The organism is Streptomyces plumbidurans (assembly GCF_019857225.1).
GTDB lineage: Bacteria > Actinomycetota > Actinomycetes > Streptomycetales > Streptomycetaceae > Streptomyces > Streptomyces plumbidurans.
On record NZ_JAFJSY010000017.1, the window covers coordinates 1 to 15,546 of the forward strand.

The 15,546-nt window shown below is 73.1% G+C and carries 15 protein-coding genes; 5 read left to right on the plus strand and 10 right to left on the minus strand.

Annotated features, from left to right (window positions below):
- Positions 1 to 66 precede the first annotated feature (66 nt).
- From JYK17_RS13885 to JYK17_RS13905, 5 genes are read right to left on the minus strand one after another with little or no spacing between them, the layout of a single operon-like run.
- Positions 67 to 864, minus strand: a complete 798-nt coding sequence (locus JYK17_RS13885; protein WP_016437445.1) for a type III pantothenate kinase — start codon at positions 862 to 864, stop codon at positions 67 to 69.
- Between the two features lie 9 nt (positions 865 to 873).
- A complete protein-coding gene (nadC, locus tag JYK17_RS13890; protein ID WP_108011003.1) occupies positions 874 to 1,851 on the minus strand; it encodes a carboxylating nicotinate-nucleotide diphosphorylase in 978 nt (325 codons plus the stop codon).
- Between the two features lie 5 nt (positions 1,852 to 1,856).
- On the minus strand, positions 1,857 to 3,617 hold the full coding sequence (locus JYK17_RS13895; RefSeq protein WP_108011001.1) for an L-aspartate oxidase: 1,761 nt from the start codon (positions 3,615 to 3,617) through the stop codon (positions 1,857 to 1,859).
- On the minus strand, positions 3,614 to 4,615 hold the full coding sequence (gene panC / locus JYK17_RS13900; RefSeq protein WP_108010999.1) for a pantoate--beta-alanine ligase: 1,002 nt from the start codon (positions 4,613 to 4,615) through the stop codon (positions 3,614 to 3,616). Before panC ends, JYK17_RS13895 begins: the two co-directional genes overlap by 4 nt.
- Positions 4,612 to 5,577, minus strand: a complete 966-nt coding sequence (locus tag JYK17_RS13905; protein WP_108010997.1) for a Rossmann-like and DUF2520 domain-containing protein — start codon at positions 5,575 to 5,577, stop codon at positions 4,612 to 4,614. Before JYK17_RS13905 ends, panC begins: the two co-directional genes overlap by 4 nt.
- Positions 5,578 to 5,760: 183 nt before the next feature.
- Here JYK17_RS13905 and JYK17_RS13910 point away from each other — a divergent pair, with 183 nt between their 5' ends.
- On the plus strand, positions 5,761 to 6,987 hold the full coding sequence (locus tag JYK17_RS13910) for a threonine aldolase family protein (RefSeq protein ID WP_222810468.1): 1,227 nt from the start codon (positions 5,761 to 5,763) through the stop codon (positions 6,985 to 6,987).
- Here the strand turns inward: JYK17_RS13910 and JYK17_RS13915 are convergent.
- Entirely contained in the window at positions 6,981 to 7,196 is a 216-nt protein-coding gene (locus JYK17_RS13915; RefSeq protein ID WP_108010993.1) for a hypothetical protein, read from the minus strand. The two genes, JYK17_RS13910 and JYK17_RS13915, sit on opposite strands and share 7 nt — an antisense overlap.
- Positions 7,197 to 7,374: 178 nt before the next feature.
- Between JYK17_RS13915 and JYK17_RS13920 the strand changes: the two genes are divergently transcribed.
- Complete coding sequence (locus tag JYK17_RS13920) at positions 7,375 to 8,475, plus strand: DUF5937 family protein (protein ID WP_222810469.1); 1,101 nt, start codon at positions 7,375 to 7,377, stop codon at positions 8,473 to 8,475.
- Positions 8,476 to 8,507: 32 nt separating this feature from the next.
- Here JYK17_RS13920 and JYK17_RS13925 read toward each other — a convergent pair whose 3' ends face one another.
- The 3 genes from JYK17_RS13925 to JYK17_RS13935 form a co-directional block, all read right to left on the minus strand.
- Positions 8,508 to 9,140, minus strand: a complete 633-nt coding sequence (locus JYK17_RS13925; protein WP_222810470.1) for an AAA family ATPase — start codon at positions 9,138 to 9,140, stop codon at positions 8,508 to 8,510.
- Between the two features lie 84 nt (positions 9,141 to 9,224).
- On the minus strand, positions 9,225 to 9,896 hold the full coding sequence (locus JYK17_RS13930) for a response regulator (RefSeq protein ID WP_108010988.1): 672 nt from the start codon (positions 9,894 to 9,896) through the stop codon (positions 9,225 to 9,227).
- A 96-nt stretch (positions 9,897 to 9,992) separates the two neighbouring features.
- Positions 9,993 to 11,195 carry a sensor histidine kinase gene (locus JYK17_RS13935; RefSeq protein ID WP_108010986.1) on the minus strand — a complete coding sequence of 401 codons (1,203 nt, stop codon included), beginning with the start codon at positions 11,193 to 11,195 and terminating at the stop codon, positions 9,993 to 9,995.
- 118 nt (positions 11,196 to 11,313) lie between these two features.
- On the opposite strand from JYK17_RS13935, the gene JYK17_RS13940 reads away from it, so the two are divergent.
- Positions 11,314 to 12,327 carry an SAM-dependent methyltransferase gene (locus JYK17_RS13940; RefSeq protein ID WP_222810471.1) on the plus strand — a complete coding sequence of 338 codons (1,014 nt, stop codon included), beginning with the start codon at positions 11,314 to 11,316 and terminating at the stop codon, positions 12,325 to 12,327.
- Between the two features lie 71 nt (positions 12,328 to 12,398).
- Here JYK17_RS13940 and JYK17_RS13945 read toward each other — a convergent pair whose 3' ends face one another.
- Positions 12,399 to 13,550 carry an NADH-quinone oxidoreductase subunit D gene (locus tag JYK17_RS13945; protein ID WP_222810472.1) on the minus strand — a complete coding sequence of 384 codons (1,152 nt, stop codon included), beginning with the start codon at positions 13,548 to 13,550 and terminating at the stop codon, positions 12,399 to 12,401.
- Between JYK17_RS13945 and JYK17_RS13950 the strand changes: the two genes are divergently transcribed.
- Positions 13,549 to 14,094 carry a PH domain-containing protein gene (locus JYK17_RS13950; protein ID WP_504739972.1) on the plus strand — a complete coding sequence of 182 codons (546 nt, stop codon included), beginning with the start codon at positions 13,549 to 13,551 and terminating at the stop codon, positions 14,092 to 14,094. The two genes, JYK17_RS13945 and JYK17_RS13950, sit on opposite strands and share 2 nt — an antisense overlap.
- The gene (locus JYK17_RS13955; protein ID WP_504739973.1) at positions 14,079 to 15,476 is read left to right on the plus strand and encodes a PH domain-containing protein; all 1,398 of its coding nucleotides are present in this window, start codon (positions 14,079 to 14,081) and stop codon (positions 15,474 to 15,476) included. Before JYK17_RS13950 ends, JYK17_RS13955 begins: the two co-directional genes overlap by 16 nt.
- Positions 15,477 to 15,546: the final 70 nt, after the last annotated feature.

The window sequence follows — 15,546 nt, forward strand, 5'->3', positions numbered from 1 at the left end:
CGCGGTGGCCGGTAGGCCCGCGGCGGCCCGGCTGGTCCGCGACGCCTGGTAGGCCCGCGGTGCCCCTCACATGCGCGAGACGTTGCGCTCGTAGACCATGCGCAGGCCGATCAGGGTCAGCCAGGGCTCGTGCTCGTCGATCACCGACGACTCCCCCAGCACCATCGGGGCGAGCCCGCCGGTCGCGATCACCGTGACGTCGTCCGGGTCCTCGGCCAGCTCCCGGGCCATCCGGCCGACGACGCCGTCGACCTGCCCGGCGAAGCCGTAGACGATCCCGGACTGCATCGCCTCGACGGTGTTCTTGCCGATCACGCTGCGCGGCCGGGCCACCTCGATCTTGCGCAGCTGGGCGCCCCGGACGCCGAGCGCCTCGACGGAGATCTCGATGCCGGGGGCGATCACGCCGCCGATGTACTCCCCGCGCGCGGAGACCGCGTCGAAGGTGGTCGCCGTACCGAAGTCGACGACGATCGCAGGGCCTCCGTAGAGCTCGACGGCCGCCACCGCGTTGATGATGCGGTCGGCGCCGACCTCCTTGGGGTTGTCGGTCAGGATCGGCACGCCCGTCTTCACGCCCGGCTCCACCAGCACGGCGGGCACGTCGCCGTAGTACCGGCGCGTCACCTCGCGCAGCTCGTGCAGCACGGAGGGCACGGTGGCGCAGATCGCGATCCCGTCGATGCCGTCGCCCAGCTCGTCGCCGAGCAGCGGGTGCATGCCCATCAGGCCCTGCAGGAGCACCGCGAGCTCGTCCGCCGTGCGGCGCGCGTCGGTCGAGATGCGCCAGTGCTCGACGATGTCGTCCCCGTCGAACAGGCCGAGGACGGTGTGCGTGTTCCCTACGTCGATCGTCAGCAGCATGGCCCGTACCTACTCCGCCGCTCGCAGGTCGAGGCCGATGTCGAGGATCGGCGAGGAGTGGGTCAGGGCCCCCACCGCGAGGTAGTCGACGCCCGTGTCGGCGTATGCGCGCGCGGTGTCGAGGGTCAGTCGGCCCGACGCCTCCAGGGCCGCGCGGCCTTCCACGAGGGCGACGGCCTCCTCGCACTCGCCGGGGGTGAAGTTGTCCAGCAGGATCAGGTCGGCGCCGGCGTCGACGACCTCGCGCAGCTGGTGCAGGGTGTCGACCTCGACCTCGATCGCCAGGTCCGGGAAGGCCTCCCGTACGGCCTTGAAGGCCTGGGCGACGCCGCCCGCGGCGACCACGTGGTTGTCCTTGACGAGTGCCGCGTCCGACAGCGACATCCGGTGGTTGACGCCGCCGCCGCAGCGCACGGCGAACTTCTCCAGGGACCGCAGCCCCGGAGTCGTCTTGCGGGTGTCGCGGACCTTCGTCCTCGTGCCCTCCAGGACGTCCGCCCACGCGCGCGTGGCGGTCGCGATGCCCGACAGACGGCACAGCAGGTTGAGCGCGCTGCGTTCCGCGGTGAGCAGGTCGCGGGTGCGGGTGGTGACCGACAGCAGCTTCTGACCGGCCTCGACCCGGTCGCCGTCCTCCACGTGCCGCTCGACCTCGAACTCGTCGGTGCAGACCACGGAGATGACCGCTTCGGCGATCCTGAGGCCGGCCGCGACGCCCGCCTCGCGCGCGGTGAAGTCGCCGGTGGCGACGGCCTCTTCGGGGATGGTCGCGACGGTGGTCACGTCCACGCCGTGGTCGAGGTCCTCCTGGATGGCGAGATGGGCGATGTCCTCGACCTCCACCGGGTCGAGTCCGGCGTCGGCCAGGAGCTGCGCGAGCGCGGGGTCGAGCCCGCACTCCAGATATTCGGCGTCGGCGCCGTCGCCGCAGGCACAGCCGTCGCCGCAGCCGCCGTTGGACGCGAGGGGGAGGTCGGGGGTGCTCACTTCTGTCACTGCTCCTGGGGACGGTGCGCAGGCTGGGGCTGCCGGGTCGGGGGGAAGTCTGCGGTATCGGTGGTGCCGACGGCGAGTGTGCGGTCCGGATTCAGCCGTACGACGATGTGGCGACGCCATGCCGGGTCGTCGCGGTCGGCGTGGTCCTCGCGCCAGTGGCAGCCGCGGGTCTCCTCGCGCAGCCGGGCGGCGGCGACCAGGACGCGGGCCACGCACAGGAGGTTGGTGGCCTCCCAGGTGTCGACGCCGGGCTCGGCGGTCTTGCCGTTCTCGTCGAGGGCGTCACGGGCCTCGTCGTGCAGCCGCTGCAGCTGCTCGGCGGCCGTGGCGAGGGACTCGGCGGAGCGCAGGACGCCCGCACCGTCGGTCATGATCCGCTGGACCTCGAACCGGGCCTCCGGGGCGAGCAGCGGCTGCGTGGGCACGTCCGGCTGCTCGACCGGCTCGGGCACGCGCGCGTGCAGGCCGTCCGCCGCCTGCGTCGCCGCGATGTCGGCGGCGATGCGCTCGGCGTAGACGAGGCCTTCGAGCAGGGAGTTGGAGGCGAGCCGGTTGGCGCCGTGCACGCCGGTGCAGGCGACCTCGCCGCACGCGTACAGACCCGGGACGGTCGTACGGCCCCGGGAGTCGGTGCGTACGCCGCCGGAGGCGTGGTGGGCGGCCGGGGCGATCGGGATGGGCTCGGTGACCGGGTCGATGCCGTGGGCGCGGCAGGAGGCGAGGATCGTCGGGAAGCGGTGCTCCCACATGTCGGCGCCGAAGTGCCGGGCGTCGAGGTACATGTGCTCGGCGTCCTGCTGCAGCATGCGGCGCAGGATGCCCTTGGCGACGATGTCGCGGGGCGCCAGTTCAGCCAGCTCGTGCTGCCCCACCATGAAGCGCACGCCGTCGGCGTCGACCAGGTGGGCGCCCTCGCCGCGCACGGCCTCGGAGACCAGCGGCTGCTGACCCTCCGCGTCCGGGCCGAGGAACAGAACGGTCGGGTGGAACTGCACGAATTCGAGGTCGGAGACCTCGGCGCCGGCGCGCAGGGCGAGGGCCACGCCGTCGCCCGTGGACACCGGCGGGTTGGTGGTCGCCGAGAACACCTGGCCCATGCCGCCGGTCGCCAGGACGACCGCGGGCGCGTGCACGGCGCCCACGCCGTCGTGCTGGCCCTCGCCCATGACGTGCAGACTCACGCCGGCGGTACGGCCCACGGTGTCCGTCAGGAGGTCGAGCACGAGCGCGTTCTCGACGGTGCGGACGCCACGCGCGCGTACCGCCTCCACGAGCGCGCGGGAGATCTCCGCGCCGGTCGCGTCGCCGCCCGCGTGCGCGATGCGGCGGCGGTGGTGGCCGCCCTCGCGGGTGAGGGCCAGGTCGCCCTCCTCGGACTCGTCGAAGTGGGCGCCGGTCTCGATGAGCCGCCGTACGGCGTCGGGGCCCTCGGTGACGAGGATGCGTACGGCCTCCTCGTCGCACAGGCCCGCGCCCGCCACCAGGGTGTCGTCCAGGTGCTGTTCGGGGGTGTCGCCCTCGCCGAGGGCCGCGGCGACGCCGCCCTGGGCCCAGCGGGTGGAGCCGTCGTCGAGGCGCGCCTTGGTGACGACGACGGTCCGCAGGCCGGCCGCCTCGCAGCGCAGGGCGGCGGTCAGTCCGGCGACCCCGGAGCCGACGACCACGACGTCCGCGGAGATGGACCAGCCCGGGGCGGGCGCGTGCAGTCGTATGCCTGTGCTGGCCGTGCCTGTGGTGGTCGTGCCTGTGCTGGTCACGAGGCGGCTCCGGGGGTTCCGAAAGTGAGTGGGATGTTGTCGATCAGCCTGGTCGTCCCGACCCGGGCGGCTACGGCGAGGACGGCCTCGCCGGTGAAGTCGTCCCCGATCTCCGTGAAGTCCGACGGATCGACGAGGGCGAGGTAGTCCAGCTCGAGCGGCGGCGACAGGCGCGCGGCGTCGTCGAGGACGAGGCGGGCGGCGGCGCGGACCGCGGAGGGGGCGCCCGGAAGGGCCTTGGCGACGGCGTGCGCGTCGGCGGCGGCGCGGGACTCGCCGATGGCGCTGAGCGCCTCGGCACGCGCGTGCGTGGCCGGCACTTCGCGGGCCCGTGCGCGCAGCGCCTCCTGGGCGGCGTGCCGGTCGCCGCCCGCGAACAGGGCGCGCGAGAGCGAGAGCGCGGTGCGCCGCTCGGCGGGCGAGAGGTAGCGGTTGCGGCTGGACAGTGCCAGGCCGTCGTCCTCGCGCACGGTGGGCACGCCGACGATCTCGATGCCGAAGTTCAGGTCCCGCACCATGCGGCGGATCAGGGCGAGCTGCTGGGCGTCCTTCTGGCCGTAGAGGGCGACGTCGGGGCGGGTGAGGTGCAGCAGTTTGGCGACGACGGTGAGCATGCCGTCGAAGTGGCCGGGGCGGGAGGCGCCCTCCAGGCGCTCCCCCATGGGTCCCGCGCTGATGCGCACCTGGGGCTCGCCGCCCGGGTAGACCTCGTCCGTGGAGGGCGCGAGGACGACGTCCGCGCCGGACAGTTCGGCCAGTTTGAGGTCCGCGTCCAGGGTGCGCGGGTAGCGGTCGAGGTCCTCGCCCGCGCCGAACTGCAGGGGGTTGACGAAGACGGTGACGACGACCTCGCCGTCCGCTCCCGCGATGCCTCGCGCGGTGCGGATCAGGGTGGCGTGGCCCTCGTGCAGGGCGCCCATGGTCATCACGACGGCACGGCGGCCGGTACGCGTGCGTGCGTGCAGTTCGTCGGCGGTGCGCAGCAGGGTGGTGGTCATCGGGCGTCCCCCTCGGCGCCGTTGGTCCCGCCGGGTCCGTCGGGTCCAGTGGGGCCGCCAGGTTCGCCGGCGAGCACCCCGAGCAGGTCCTCCGCGAGTTCCGGCTTCAGCAGGCCGTGGGCGAGCGCGCGGTCGGCGGTGGCCCGCGCCATCGCCAGATAGCCGGCGACGGTCTGCGGGGCGTGCCGGCGCAGCTCCGCGACGTGCGCGGCGACCGTGCCCGCGTCCCCGCGCGCGACGGGGCCGGTCAGGGCGGCGTCGCCGGAGCGCAGGGCGTTGTCGAGGGCGGCGCCGAGCAGCGGGCCGAGCATCCGGTCGGGGGCCGCGACGCCGGCCTCGCGCAGCAGCTCCATGGACTGGGCGACCAGCGTCACCAGGTGGTTGGCGCCGAGCGCGAGCGCCGCGTGGTACAGCGGGCGCCTCTCCTCGGCGATCCACTCCGGTTCGCCGCCCATCTCGATGACGAGGGCCTCGGCGGCCAGCCGCAGCTCCTCGGGCGCGGTGACGCCGAAGGAGCAGCCGGCCAGGCGCTGGACGTCCACGGGGGTGCCGGTGAAGGTCATCGCCGGGTGCAGGGCCAGCGGGAGCGCGCCCGCGCGCAGGGCGGGGTCCAGGACCTTGGCGCCGTACCGTCCGGAGGTGTGCACCAGCAGCTGTCCGGGCCGCACCGAACCGGTCTCGGCGAGGCCCTCCACCAGTGCGGGCAGGGTGTCGTCCGGGACGGTCAGCAGCACCAGTTCGGCGCGCTCGAGCACCTCGGCGGGCGGGACCAGCGGCACGTCGGGGAGCATCTCGGCGGCACGCTTCCGCGAGGTGTCGGAGACTCCGGAGACGGCCACCGGGCGGTGCCCGGCGAGCTGGAGGGACGCGGCCAGTGCGGGGCCGACACGACCGGCGCCGACGACGCCGACGGTGAGCCGCGCGGGGCGGTCCCTGGGGTCTGGCTGTTGGCTTGTACTCACTCGACGGCGGCCTTCCCGTTCCAGTCCGCTCCGGGTACCGGACGATTTCTCGTCATGTTAACGCGATTGGTTCCGGGGGCGTCCGGTTGTCCACAGGCTGTGGGTTTCGCCACGCTGCCCGCGCGCAGGGAGCCTGTGGAAATCCGGGTGCCCGGAAGGGTGCGGCCGGGCATGATCCGGACCATGAGCGATGCGGCGGAGCAGGACGGTCGGACAGCCGGGCAGTTGACGGACGAGGAGCGGCTCAATCAGCGCCGCAAGCGGCGTATCAGCGCCTACCGGAGCGCGAGCCGGGTGCTGGCACGCCCCGGTTTCCTGGGCACGCTCCGCGAGCGCCTGTCACTGCTGGACGAGGTGCAGGACCTGCACGACCTGGACGAGCCGTCGGACATCTACGGCAACGGCGTCGTCGGCGCCCTGGAGGAGAAGGTCGCGCAGCTGCTGGGCAAGGAGGCCGCCGCGTTCTTCCCCACGGGCACGATGGCCCAGCAGGTGGCGCTGCGCTGCTGGGCGGGGCGCACGGGCAACCCGGCGGTCGCCCTGCACGCCCTCGCGCACCCCGAGGTGCATGAGCGGCATGCGCTCAGCCAGGTCAGCGGGTTGCGCCCGGTCCGCGTGACGGGCGAGCCCCGGCTCATGACCGCCGACGAGGTCCGCGCTTTCGACGAGCCCTTCGGGACGCTGATGCTCGAACTGCCGCTCAGGGACGCCGGTTTCGTCCTGCCCTCCTGGGAGGAGCTCACCGCGGTCGTGGAGGCCGCGCGCGAGCGCGACGCGGTGGTGCACTTCGACGGCGCGCGCCTGTGGGAGTCCACCACCCACTTCGGCCGCACCCTGGACGAGATCGCGGACCTGGCGGACAGCGTCTACGTGTCGTTCTACAAGTCCCTCGACGGCTACGGCGGCGCCGCGCTCGCCGGGCCGAAGACACTGGTCGACGAGGCGAAGGTGTGGCGGCACCGGTACGGCGGCCAGATCTTCCAGCAGTTCCCGACCGTCCTGTCGGCCCTGGCCGGCCTGGAGCGGGAGCTGCCCCGGCTGCCCGAGTACGTGGCCCACGCGCGCGTGGTGGCCGAGGCGCTGCGCGAGGGTTTCGCGGCAGCGGCCGGGGTGCCGTGGACGCTCGTACACCCCGAGGTGCCGCACACCAACGAGTTCCAGCTCTGGCTGCCCCACGATGCCGACGTCGTCGCGGAGGCGGCGATCCGGCAGGGCGAGGAGACGGGCGTCCTGCTGTTCACCGACGCCTGGGACGCGAAGGGTCCGGGCGTGGCCATGACCGAGGTGTCGGTACGGGCAGCCGGCCTGGAGTGGACGGCCGACGACGTGAAGGCCGCGGTCGCGCAGTTCGTCTCCCGCCTCACCGAGGAGGCCGGCCGCGCGAAAGCGGCCAAGGGCGCCGGTCAGTAGGTCGAGCGCCGCCGCGGGCGCAGCCAACGGCGCAGGGCGAGCCGCATCCGCCCGCGGGCCGGGCGCCCGGCGAGGACCGCGCGGAACCGGTGGTGGTCGCGCAGTTCGCGCACGACCTGCCAGTCGTTCGCGCCGGGCGCGGGCACGGGGGATTCGCCCAGCCGATGGGCGCGGTAGCTGTCGAGGAGGTACTGCTGCGTGATGCTCATGACGGATCGCCGCCTCTACGGGACGTCTTGGGACGTCGGATTCTCCGGATGTGGCACTGGGCTCCGCGGTTGCCCCGGTGATCCCAGGCTGCGCCGGGCCGGGCGCCGGCGTCGCGTCGATTGACGGGCGCCGTCAATCGACGTCGGCGTTGTCAGTGGCGAGGTGCACCATGAGGTCATGAGCGTGCACATCGACACCGCGGGGCTCCGGCCGGAGAGGGTCGCCGTCGTCCCCTCACCCCTGGCCGAGCTCGGCATGGCGCTGCACGCGCTGTCCGAGCCGGGTCACCACCCCGGTCTGCAGGGCTGGGTCACGGGCGTGACGGCAGGCCTCGACCCGCATCTCGCCGACCGGATGTGCGAGGCCGACTTCCTGTGGCGGACGACCTTCGCGGACCTGTTCATGCCGTACGCGGGCCTCCCCGGCGGAGCCCTCCCCGGGGCCACCCTCGCCGAGGAGCTGGACCTGCTGGACAAGCTGACGGACGAACAGTTCGTGGACGCGGCGCTGGAGTTCAGCTGCGCGGTGCCCTACGGCGTCGGGCCGAGCCCCCTCGTCGATGCCGAGCTCGGCCGGCGCGCCCTGGAGCTGGCCGCCGCGCGCGGACCGCAGCAGGAGCGGTTCAGCAGGCTGCTGCTGTCCGATCCGCCCAGGATCCGCGCCTGGCTGCGGCAGTTCCTCCAGGACTGCGACGAGGCGTTCTTCGCCGAGACCTGGTCCCGGCTGCGCCACCAGCTCACGGCGGACGCCCGCCACAAGACCGATCTGCTGCACCGCAAGGGTCTGGCCGAGGCGTTGACGGCCGTGTCCCCGTCGGTCGTGCTGGACGAGGGAGCCGGGGAGATCACGGTCGACAAGCTGACGGTGGGTCGTACGGCCGCGCGGGACGGCGCCCTCCTCCTGGTGCCGACGAGCCTCGGTTGGCCCCATCTGTCCGTGCTGTACCGCCACGGCTGGCTGCCGGTGCTGCACTACCCGGCCGGCTCCCCGGAGCTCGCCGCCCCGCCCTCCGTCCAGCAGCTCGCCCTGCGCATGACCGCCCTCTCCCACCCGGTCAGGATGCGGATCTGCCGCTATCTGGCCCGCAGCGCCTACACCACCAGCGAGCTGGCCCAGGCGCTGGGCATGACCGCCCCGGAGATATCCCGTCACCTCGGCGCGCTGAAGAAGGCGGGGCTGATCGGCACCCGCCGCCGCGGCCGGTATGTGCAGCACCAGCTGGAAATAGCCGTGGTGGCCCGCCTGGGCAGCGACTTCCTGGAGGGCGTCCTGCGCTGAGCGCGGGCCCGCAGGGCGGGCGCCGCCCCCGCTCAGTCGAACCGGATGTGCCGGATCCCCACCTGCACCTGCCGCAGCCGGGTGCGCAGCGCGCCCTCATTGTTCGGCCGCAGGGTCAGCCCCGCGAGCACGGCGATCCGGTCCGCGGTCTTCGGCACGGTCGAGTGGTCCGTCCACAGGTGCTCGGCGAACTCCGGCTCGCCCAGCCGCTCCAGACAGTGGTCGAGCTGCTGCACGGCCCAGGTCTCCCTGCCCGGACCCGAGTTCTTGCCGGCGACGTACTGAAGGAGGTGCCCGAAGCCGCGTTCGCGCAGCCGCTTGATGACCGTCTCGCGTTGGGCGAGCAGGGTGAAGTGGCGTACGTCGTGGCCGAGTTCGCGCAGCCGGCCCACGGTCTCCTCGAAGTAGCCGGAGTCCGTGACCGTCATGGGCACGATCACCACGCCCTCGTGCTCGGTCAGGGCGAGGTCCAGCACCTCGACGACGCCCTGCCGCCAGGACGCCAAGTCCTGGAAGTCTCCGCGCAGTTCGCGCGGGAGCATCCGGCGCAGACCGAATCCGGCGTGCTCGGGGTCGCAGATGACGCTGCCCGGCAACCGCCGCTGGATCTCGTGCGCGGTCTGTGTCTTCCCGCCGCCGAAAGGGCCATTGATCCACAGGAGCATGCGCAGACCCTAGTGGCCGCCGGGTGCGTGACGGGCACGTACCCCGCGGGTGAGCCTTCGCCAGTGGTCAGCCGTGCCCGTGGGTCAGCCGTGCCCGCCCGCGCGCACGAGGCCGGTCTCGTACGCCAGGACCACCACCTGGACGCGGTCGCGCAGCCCCAACTTGGTCAGGATGCGGCCGACATGGGTTTTCACCGTCGCCTCGGACAGCACCAGGCGGGCCGCGATCTCGCCGTTGGACAGGCCCTGCGCGACCAGGATCATGACCTCGCGCTCGCGCTCGGTCAGCCGCTCCAGCTCCTTGTGCCGGGGCTCCTTGGCACCGCTCGGCAGCATCGGCGCGAACCGGTCGAGGAGGCGGCGCGTGGTCGAGGGGGCCACCACCGCGTCGCCGCTGTGCACGGCGCGGATGGCGGTCAGCAGCTCGCCGGGCGGCACGTCCTTGAGCATGAAGCCGGAGGCGCCCGCCTTCAGCCCGGAGAAGGCGTACTCGTCGAGGTCGAAGGTGGTCAGGATCAGCACCTTCGGCGGCTCGGGCTCGGAGCAGATGCGGCGGGTGGTCTCCACGCCGTCGAGCTTCGGCATACGGACGTCCATCAGCACGACGTCGACGGCCGTCGCACGCAGCACCTGCAGGGCCTCGACGCCGTCCCCCGCCTCCGCGACGACCTCCATGTCCGGCTGTGCGGCGAGCACCATCCGGAACCCGGTGCGCAGCAGCACCTGGTCGTCGACGAGCATCACGCGGATCGTCATCGGGCCTCTTCCGTTCTCGTCCGTCTGCGGCCGGTCCCCGCGGCGAGGGCGTCGCTACGGGTCGTCACAGGTGTCGGCTGGGGGCGTACGTACACGTCAGTGTGCGGGTTTCAGCGGCAGCAGAGCACTGATCCGGAATCCGCCGCCCGGGCGCGGGCCCGCATCGAGCGTGCCACCGACCATACCGACCCGTTCGCGCATGCCGATCAGGCCGTGGCCCTGGCCGTCGAAGCCGCCCTCCTCGTACAGCTCGTGCGGGGCGCCCTTGCCGTCGTCCTCGACCAGCAGGCCGAGCCCGTCGTCGAAGTAGACGAGCCGCACGCTCGCGCCCGTGTTGGGCCCGCCGTGCTTGCGCGTGTTGGTGAGCGCCTCCTGCACGATGCGGTACGCGGTCAGCTCGACGCCGCTGGGCAGCGGGCGGGGGGTGCCCTCGACCTTGAAGTCGACGGGCAGCCCGGAGGTGCGGCACTGCTCGACCAGCTCGTCTATCTGCCCGACGTCGGGCTGCGGGACGTATTCGCCGGCCTCCTTGTGCTCGCCGGTGCGCAGCACGCCGAGCAGGCGGCGCATCTCGGCGAGGGCCTGACGGCCGGTGGAGGAGATGGTCTCCAGGGCCTTCTTCGCCTGGTCGGGCGCGGAGTCGAGGACATAGGCGGCGCCGTCGGCCTGCACCACCATCACCGACACGTTGTGCGCGACGACGTCGTGCAGCTCACGCGCGATCCGGGCGCGCTCGGCGGCGACGGCGACCTTGGCCTGTGCCTCGCGCTCCTTCTCCAGCCGGGCGTTGCGCTCCTCCAGCTGCGCGAAGTAGGCGCGGCGGGTGCGGATGGAGTCACCGAGCACCCAGGCGAGCGCGAACGGCACCGTCTGGAAGATCATCACGGCGATGTTGCCGAGCGCCCCGGAGTGCTCGTTCGGCCAGCGCAACTGCGCGACCGGCGCCGCGCACAGGCCCGCGGCCAGCGCCGTTCTGGAGGCCCAGCGGGCGCCCGTCGCGGCCACCGTGTAGACGATCACCAGCATCGCGAAGTCGGCGGCCGTGGTCTCCACGTTCAGCGCGACCTGGGCGAGGCCGAGCCCGATCGCGAGCAGCAGCATCTTCTCCGGCATACGGCGGCGCAGCGCGATGACCAGGCACAGCAGGAGCACGATCGGAATGATCAGCGCCGGCGAATCGGTGCCCTTGTCCTCCTGGCGGGCGACTTCACCCACCACCGAGATCCCGAACAGGAAGACGGCCCAGAAGGTGTCGACCCCTGTCGGGTGCCTGCGGAGGAAGTCATAGAGGCGCTGCACGTAACCCAGCGTAGGGAAGCGAGATGCGTGCAGGGGTCAACCGGAGGGCCGATCCGGACTCACCGCGCGTACTCCCACAGGTGGAGGCCCTCCTCTCCTGCACGCTTAGCCTTGCCCAGTGACGGAACAGACATCCGGCCGGTGGCAGGGCTGGCGGACGGCGGCGCGGGCGGCGCTGTACGGGCCCGGCGGCTTCTATCGCGGGCCCGAGGGACCGGCCGGGCACTTCCGTACGTCCGTGCACGCCTCGCCGCTGTTCGCCGACGCCGTGGCACGGCTTCTGTGCCGGGTCGACGCGGCCCTGGACCACCCCGGATCGCTCGCCTTCGTGGACATGGCCGCGGGGCGCGGCGAGCTGGCCTGCGGCGTCCTCGCCGCACTGCCCGCCGCCGTGCTGGCCCGCACGCGTGCGTACGCCGTCGAGATCGCCGACCGCCCCGAGGGCCTGGACGGCCGTATCGAGTGGCTGAGGGAGCCGCCGCGGAATGTCACCGGGCTCCTGTTCGCCAACGAATGGCTGGACAACGTGCCGGTGGACGTCGCCGAGGTGGACCCTGACGGGGTTCCCCGGCACGTGCTCGTACGGCAGGACGGGACCGAACGGCTCGGGGAGCCCGTCGGCGGTGCGCAGGCGCGGTGGCTCGACCGGTGGTGGCCGCTGCAGGCCGAGGAGGGGCTGCGGGCCGAGATCGGGCTGCCCAGGGACGAGGCGTGGGCGGACGCCGTCGCCACGCTCGACCGGGGGCTCGCGGTCGCCGTCGACTACGCCCACACCCTGGACGCCCGCCCCGCCTTCGGTACGCTCACCGGCTTCCGCGCGGGGCGCGAGACGCGGCCCGTGCCCGACGGGTCGTGCGACATCACGGCCCATGTCGCCCTGGACGCGTGCGCGGCGCACGCGACGGCGCACGCCCCATCGGACGCCCGCCTGCTACGACAGCGTGATGCGCTGCGCGCCCTAAGCATCACCGGCGCACGCCCCGCGCTCACGCTCGCGTCCACCCAGCCCGCCGCCTACGTACGCGCCCTCGCGACCGCCGGCGAAGCCGCCGAGCTCACCGCCGAGGGCGGCCTGGGCGACTTCGGCTGGCTCCTGCAGACGGTTGGAATTCCGGACGTACTCGCCGACTGACCGCGGCCGCCCCTGGAGGGGCCTACCTTGCCGACGGCCCCACTTGCCGACGGCCCTACTCGTCGTAGGCCCTACTTGTCGATGTCCCCGACCACGAAGAACATCGACCCCAAAATCGCCACCATGTCCGCGACCAGCGTCCCCGGCAGCAGCTCCACCAGCGCCTGGATGTTGTTGTACGAGGCCGAGCGCAGCTTCAGCCGGTACGGGGTCTTCTCGCCCTTGCTGACGAGGTAGTAGCCGTTGATGCCGAGCGGGTTCTCGGTCCAGGCGTAGGTGTGCCCCTCGGGCGCCTTGAGCACCTTGGGGAGCCGCTGGTTGATCGGGCCGGGCGGCAGGTCGGCGAGCCGGTCCAGGCACGCGTCGGCGAGGTCGAGGGCGACGTGCGTCTGCTCCAGCAGCACCTCGAAGCGGGCCAGGCAGTCGCCCTCCTGGCGGGTGACGACCCTCAGGGTGTCCTGCAGCTCGCCGTAGGCGAGGTACGGCTCGTCGCGGCGCAGGTCGAAGTCGACGCCCGAGCCGCGCGCGATCGGCCCGCTCACGCCGTACGCGTGCACGGCCTCCGGTGCGAGCGCGCCCACGCCCCGTGTGCGCCCGCGGAAGATCTCGTTGCCGAGCACCAGGTCGTCGAACCGGTCCATGCGCGAGCGCACCCCGGCGACGGCGGCACGCGCGCGTGAGGCCCATCCGGCCGGCAGGTCCTCCTTGAGGCCGCCGACGCGGTTGAACATGTAGTGCATACGGCCGCCGGAGACCTCCTCCATGACGTTCTGGAGGACCTCGCGCTCGGTGAACGCGTAGAAGACCGGCGTGATGCCGCCGAGTTCCAGCGGGTACGAGCCGAGGAACATCAGGTGGTTGAGCACCCGGTTGAGCTCCGCGAGCAGGGTGCGTGTCCACACCGCGCGCACAGGGACCTCCATGCCGAGCATGCGCTCCACGGCGAGGACCACACCGAGCTCGTTCGAGAAGGCCGACAGCCAGTCGTGGCGGTTGGCGAGCATGATGATCTGGCGGTAGTCGCGCGCCTCGAAGAGCTTCTCGGCGCCGCGGTGCATGTACCCGATCACCGGCTCGGCGTGCTCGATGCGCTCACCGTCCAGCACCAGGCGCAGCCGCAGCACGCCGTGCGTGGACGGGTGCTGCGGTCCGATGTTGAGCACCATGTCGGTGCTCTCCGCGGCGCCGCCGATGCCGACCATGGTCTCCGTCGTGGGAGTCATGAACCCAGTCTCTCCTACGTACGCTGGCCGTATGGAGACGGGGAGCCCGCTGAACACGGGACCGACGGGCAACGAGGCGGCCGAGCCCACATGGATCGGTCTGCCTCCCGGGCTGTTGCGGATGCGACGGCTGCTGCTGGTGGTGTGGCTGGGGCTGCTGGCCCTCGGCCTGGGCCTGCTGCTCGGGCTGCTCTGCGGGCCCGGCTGGGCCGCCTTCGCGCTGTTGCCGCTGGCGCTGCTGGCCTGGGGCTGGGTGCTGATCGGGCGCAACTGGCGTTCGTGGCGCTACGCCGAGCGCGCCGACGACCTGCTGATCAGCCGCGGCGTCCTGTGGCGTGAGGAGACCGTGGTGCCGTACGGCCGGATGCAGCTGGTCGAGGTGACCTCCGGCCCGGTCGAGCGGCACTTCGGGCTGGCCAGCGTGCAGCTGCACACGGCCGCCGCCGCGACCGACGCGACCATCCCCGGCCTCGACCCGGCCGAGGCGGAACGGCTGCGCGACCGGCTCACCGAACTCGGCGAGGCCCGATCGGCGGGCCTGTGACGGCGCCGGGCGTCGAGGACGCCGTACGCGGGAGGGAGCCCGTCACCGAGCGGCGGCTGCATCCCGTGACCCCGCTGAGGCGGGCGTGGGCGCCGGTGGCCGTCGTCATCGGGTGGGCCGTGCACGACCCCGACCAGGCGCAGCGCCAGCTGACGCGGCTGACCACCACGACGCTGCTGATCGCGCTCGCCGTGCTCGTGCCGGTGGCCGCGCTGTACGGCTTCATGACCTGGTGGTTCACGCACTTCGCGGTGACGGAGTCCGAACTGCGCATCCGTACCGGCCTGTTGTTCCGGCGCACCGCGCACATCCGGTTGGAGCGCATCCAGGCGATCGACGTCACCCAGCCGCTCCTCGCGCGCGTGGCGGGCGTCGCCAAGCTCAAACTCGACGTCATAGGCACCGACAAAAAGGACGAGCTCGCCTTCCTCGGGGAGCGCGAGGCGCGTGCGCTGCGCGCCGAACTGCTGGCGCGCGCCGCCGGGTTCGCGCCCGAGACGGCGCACGAGGTCGGTGAGGCGCCGGTGCGCGAACTGCTGCGCACGCCCCCGCGCGACCTCGCGATCTCCGTCGTCCTGACGGGTTCCACCTGGGGCACCCTGGCCGCCGCGCTCGTCGTCCCGCCGCTGCTGTGGCTGGCCACCCACAGCGTGTGGACGGTCCTGGCGACCGGCCTGCCGCTGCTGGGCGCCGCGGGCGCGAGCAGTGTGGGGCGGTTCGTCACCGAGTACGACTGGAAGGTCGGCGAGTCGCCGGACGGGCTGCGCATCGACCACGGGCTGCTCGACCGCGCGCACGAGACGGTGCCGCCCGGCCGCGTGCAGACGGTACGCATCGTGGAGCCGCTGCTGTGGCGCCGGCGCGGTTGGGTCCGGGTGGAACTGGACGTGGCCGGATCGTCCAACTCGGTCCTCGTACCGGTCGCTCCCCGCGCGGTCGCCGAAGCGGTCGTCGCACGCGTACTGCCGGGGGTCACGGTCCCCACGCGGAAGTCCCTGTCACGACCGCCCCACCGCGCCGGCCGGTGCATACCCCTGTGGTGGCGCGCCTACGGCCTCACCGTCACCGACACGTACTTCGCCACCCGACACGGCCTGCTCCGCCGCAGCCTCGCCCTGGTCCCGCATGCAAAGGTCCAGAGCGTACGCCTCTCCCAGGGCCCCTGGCAGCGCCTGTGGCACCTCGCCGACGTACACGTGGACACGGGCGCCAACAAATCCGTGACAGCCCGCCTACGAGACGCCCAGGAGGCAGCGACGCTGCTACGAGCGCAGGCCGAACGCTCACGCACGGGGCGCCGGGACGCGGGGCCTGACCGGTGGATGACCTCGCGGGGCGAGTCGGGGAGGGCGCCGGGGGGCGGGGGCGTCAGGGGTGGGTGACGGGTTGGGGGTGGGGCGATGGCGTGACGGCGTCGGACCGGCCGACGGGCTGAGCTCGGCGCGCGCCCGG

Excerpts from the sequence above, each read along its gene's own strand:
- JYK17_RS13910 (WP_222810468.1), top strand. The coding sequence starts at position 5,761 with ATGAGCGATGCGGCGGAGCAGGACGGTCGGACAGCCGGGCAGTTGACG.
- JYK17_RS13885 (WP_016437445.1), bottom strand. The coding sequence starts at position 864 with ATGCTGCTGACGATCGACGTAGGGAACACGCACACCGTCCTCGGCCTG.
- panC (WP_108010999.1), bottom strand. The coding sequence starts at position 4,615 with ATGACCACCACCCTGCTGCGCACCGCCGACGAACTGCACGCACGCACG.
- JYK17_RS13930 (WP_108010988.1), bottom strand. The coding sequence starts at position 9,896 with ATGACGATCCGCGTGATGCTCGTCGACGACCAGGTGCTGCTGCGCACC.
- JYK17_RS13945 (WP_222810472.1), bottom strand. The coding sequence starts at position 13,550 with ATGACTCCCACGACGGAGACCATGGTCGGCATCGGCGGCGCCGCGGAG.
- JYK17_RS13950 (WP_504739972.1), top strand. The coding sequence starts at position 13,549 with ATGAACCCAGTCTCTCCTACGTACGCTGGCCGTATGGAGACGGGGAGC.
- JYK17_RS13920 (WP_222810469.1), top strand. The coding sequence starts at position 7,375 with ATGAGCGTGCACATCGACACCGCGGGGCTCCGGCCGGAGAGGGTCGCC.
- JYK17_RS13915 (WP_108010993.1), bottom strand. The coding sequence starts at position 7,196 with ATGAGCATCACGCAGCAGTACCTCCTCGACAGCTACCGCGCCCATCGG.
- JYK17_RS13925 (WP_222810470.1), bottom strand. The coding sequence starts at position 9,140 with ATGCTCCTGTGGATCAATGGCCCTTTCGGCGGCGGGAAGACACAGACC.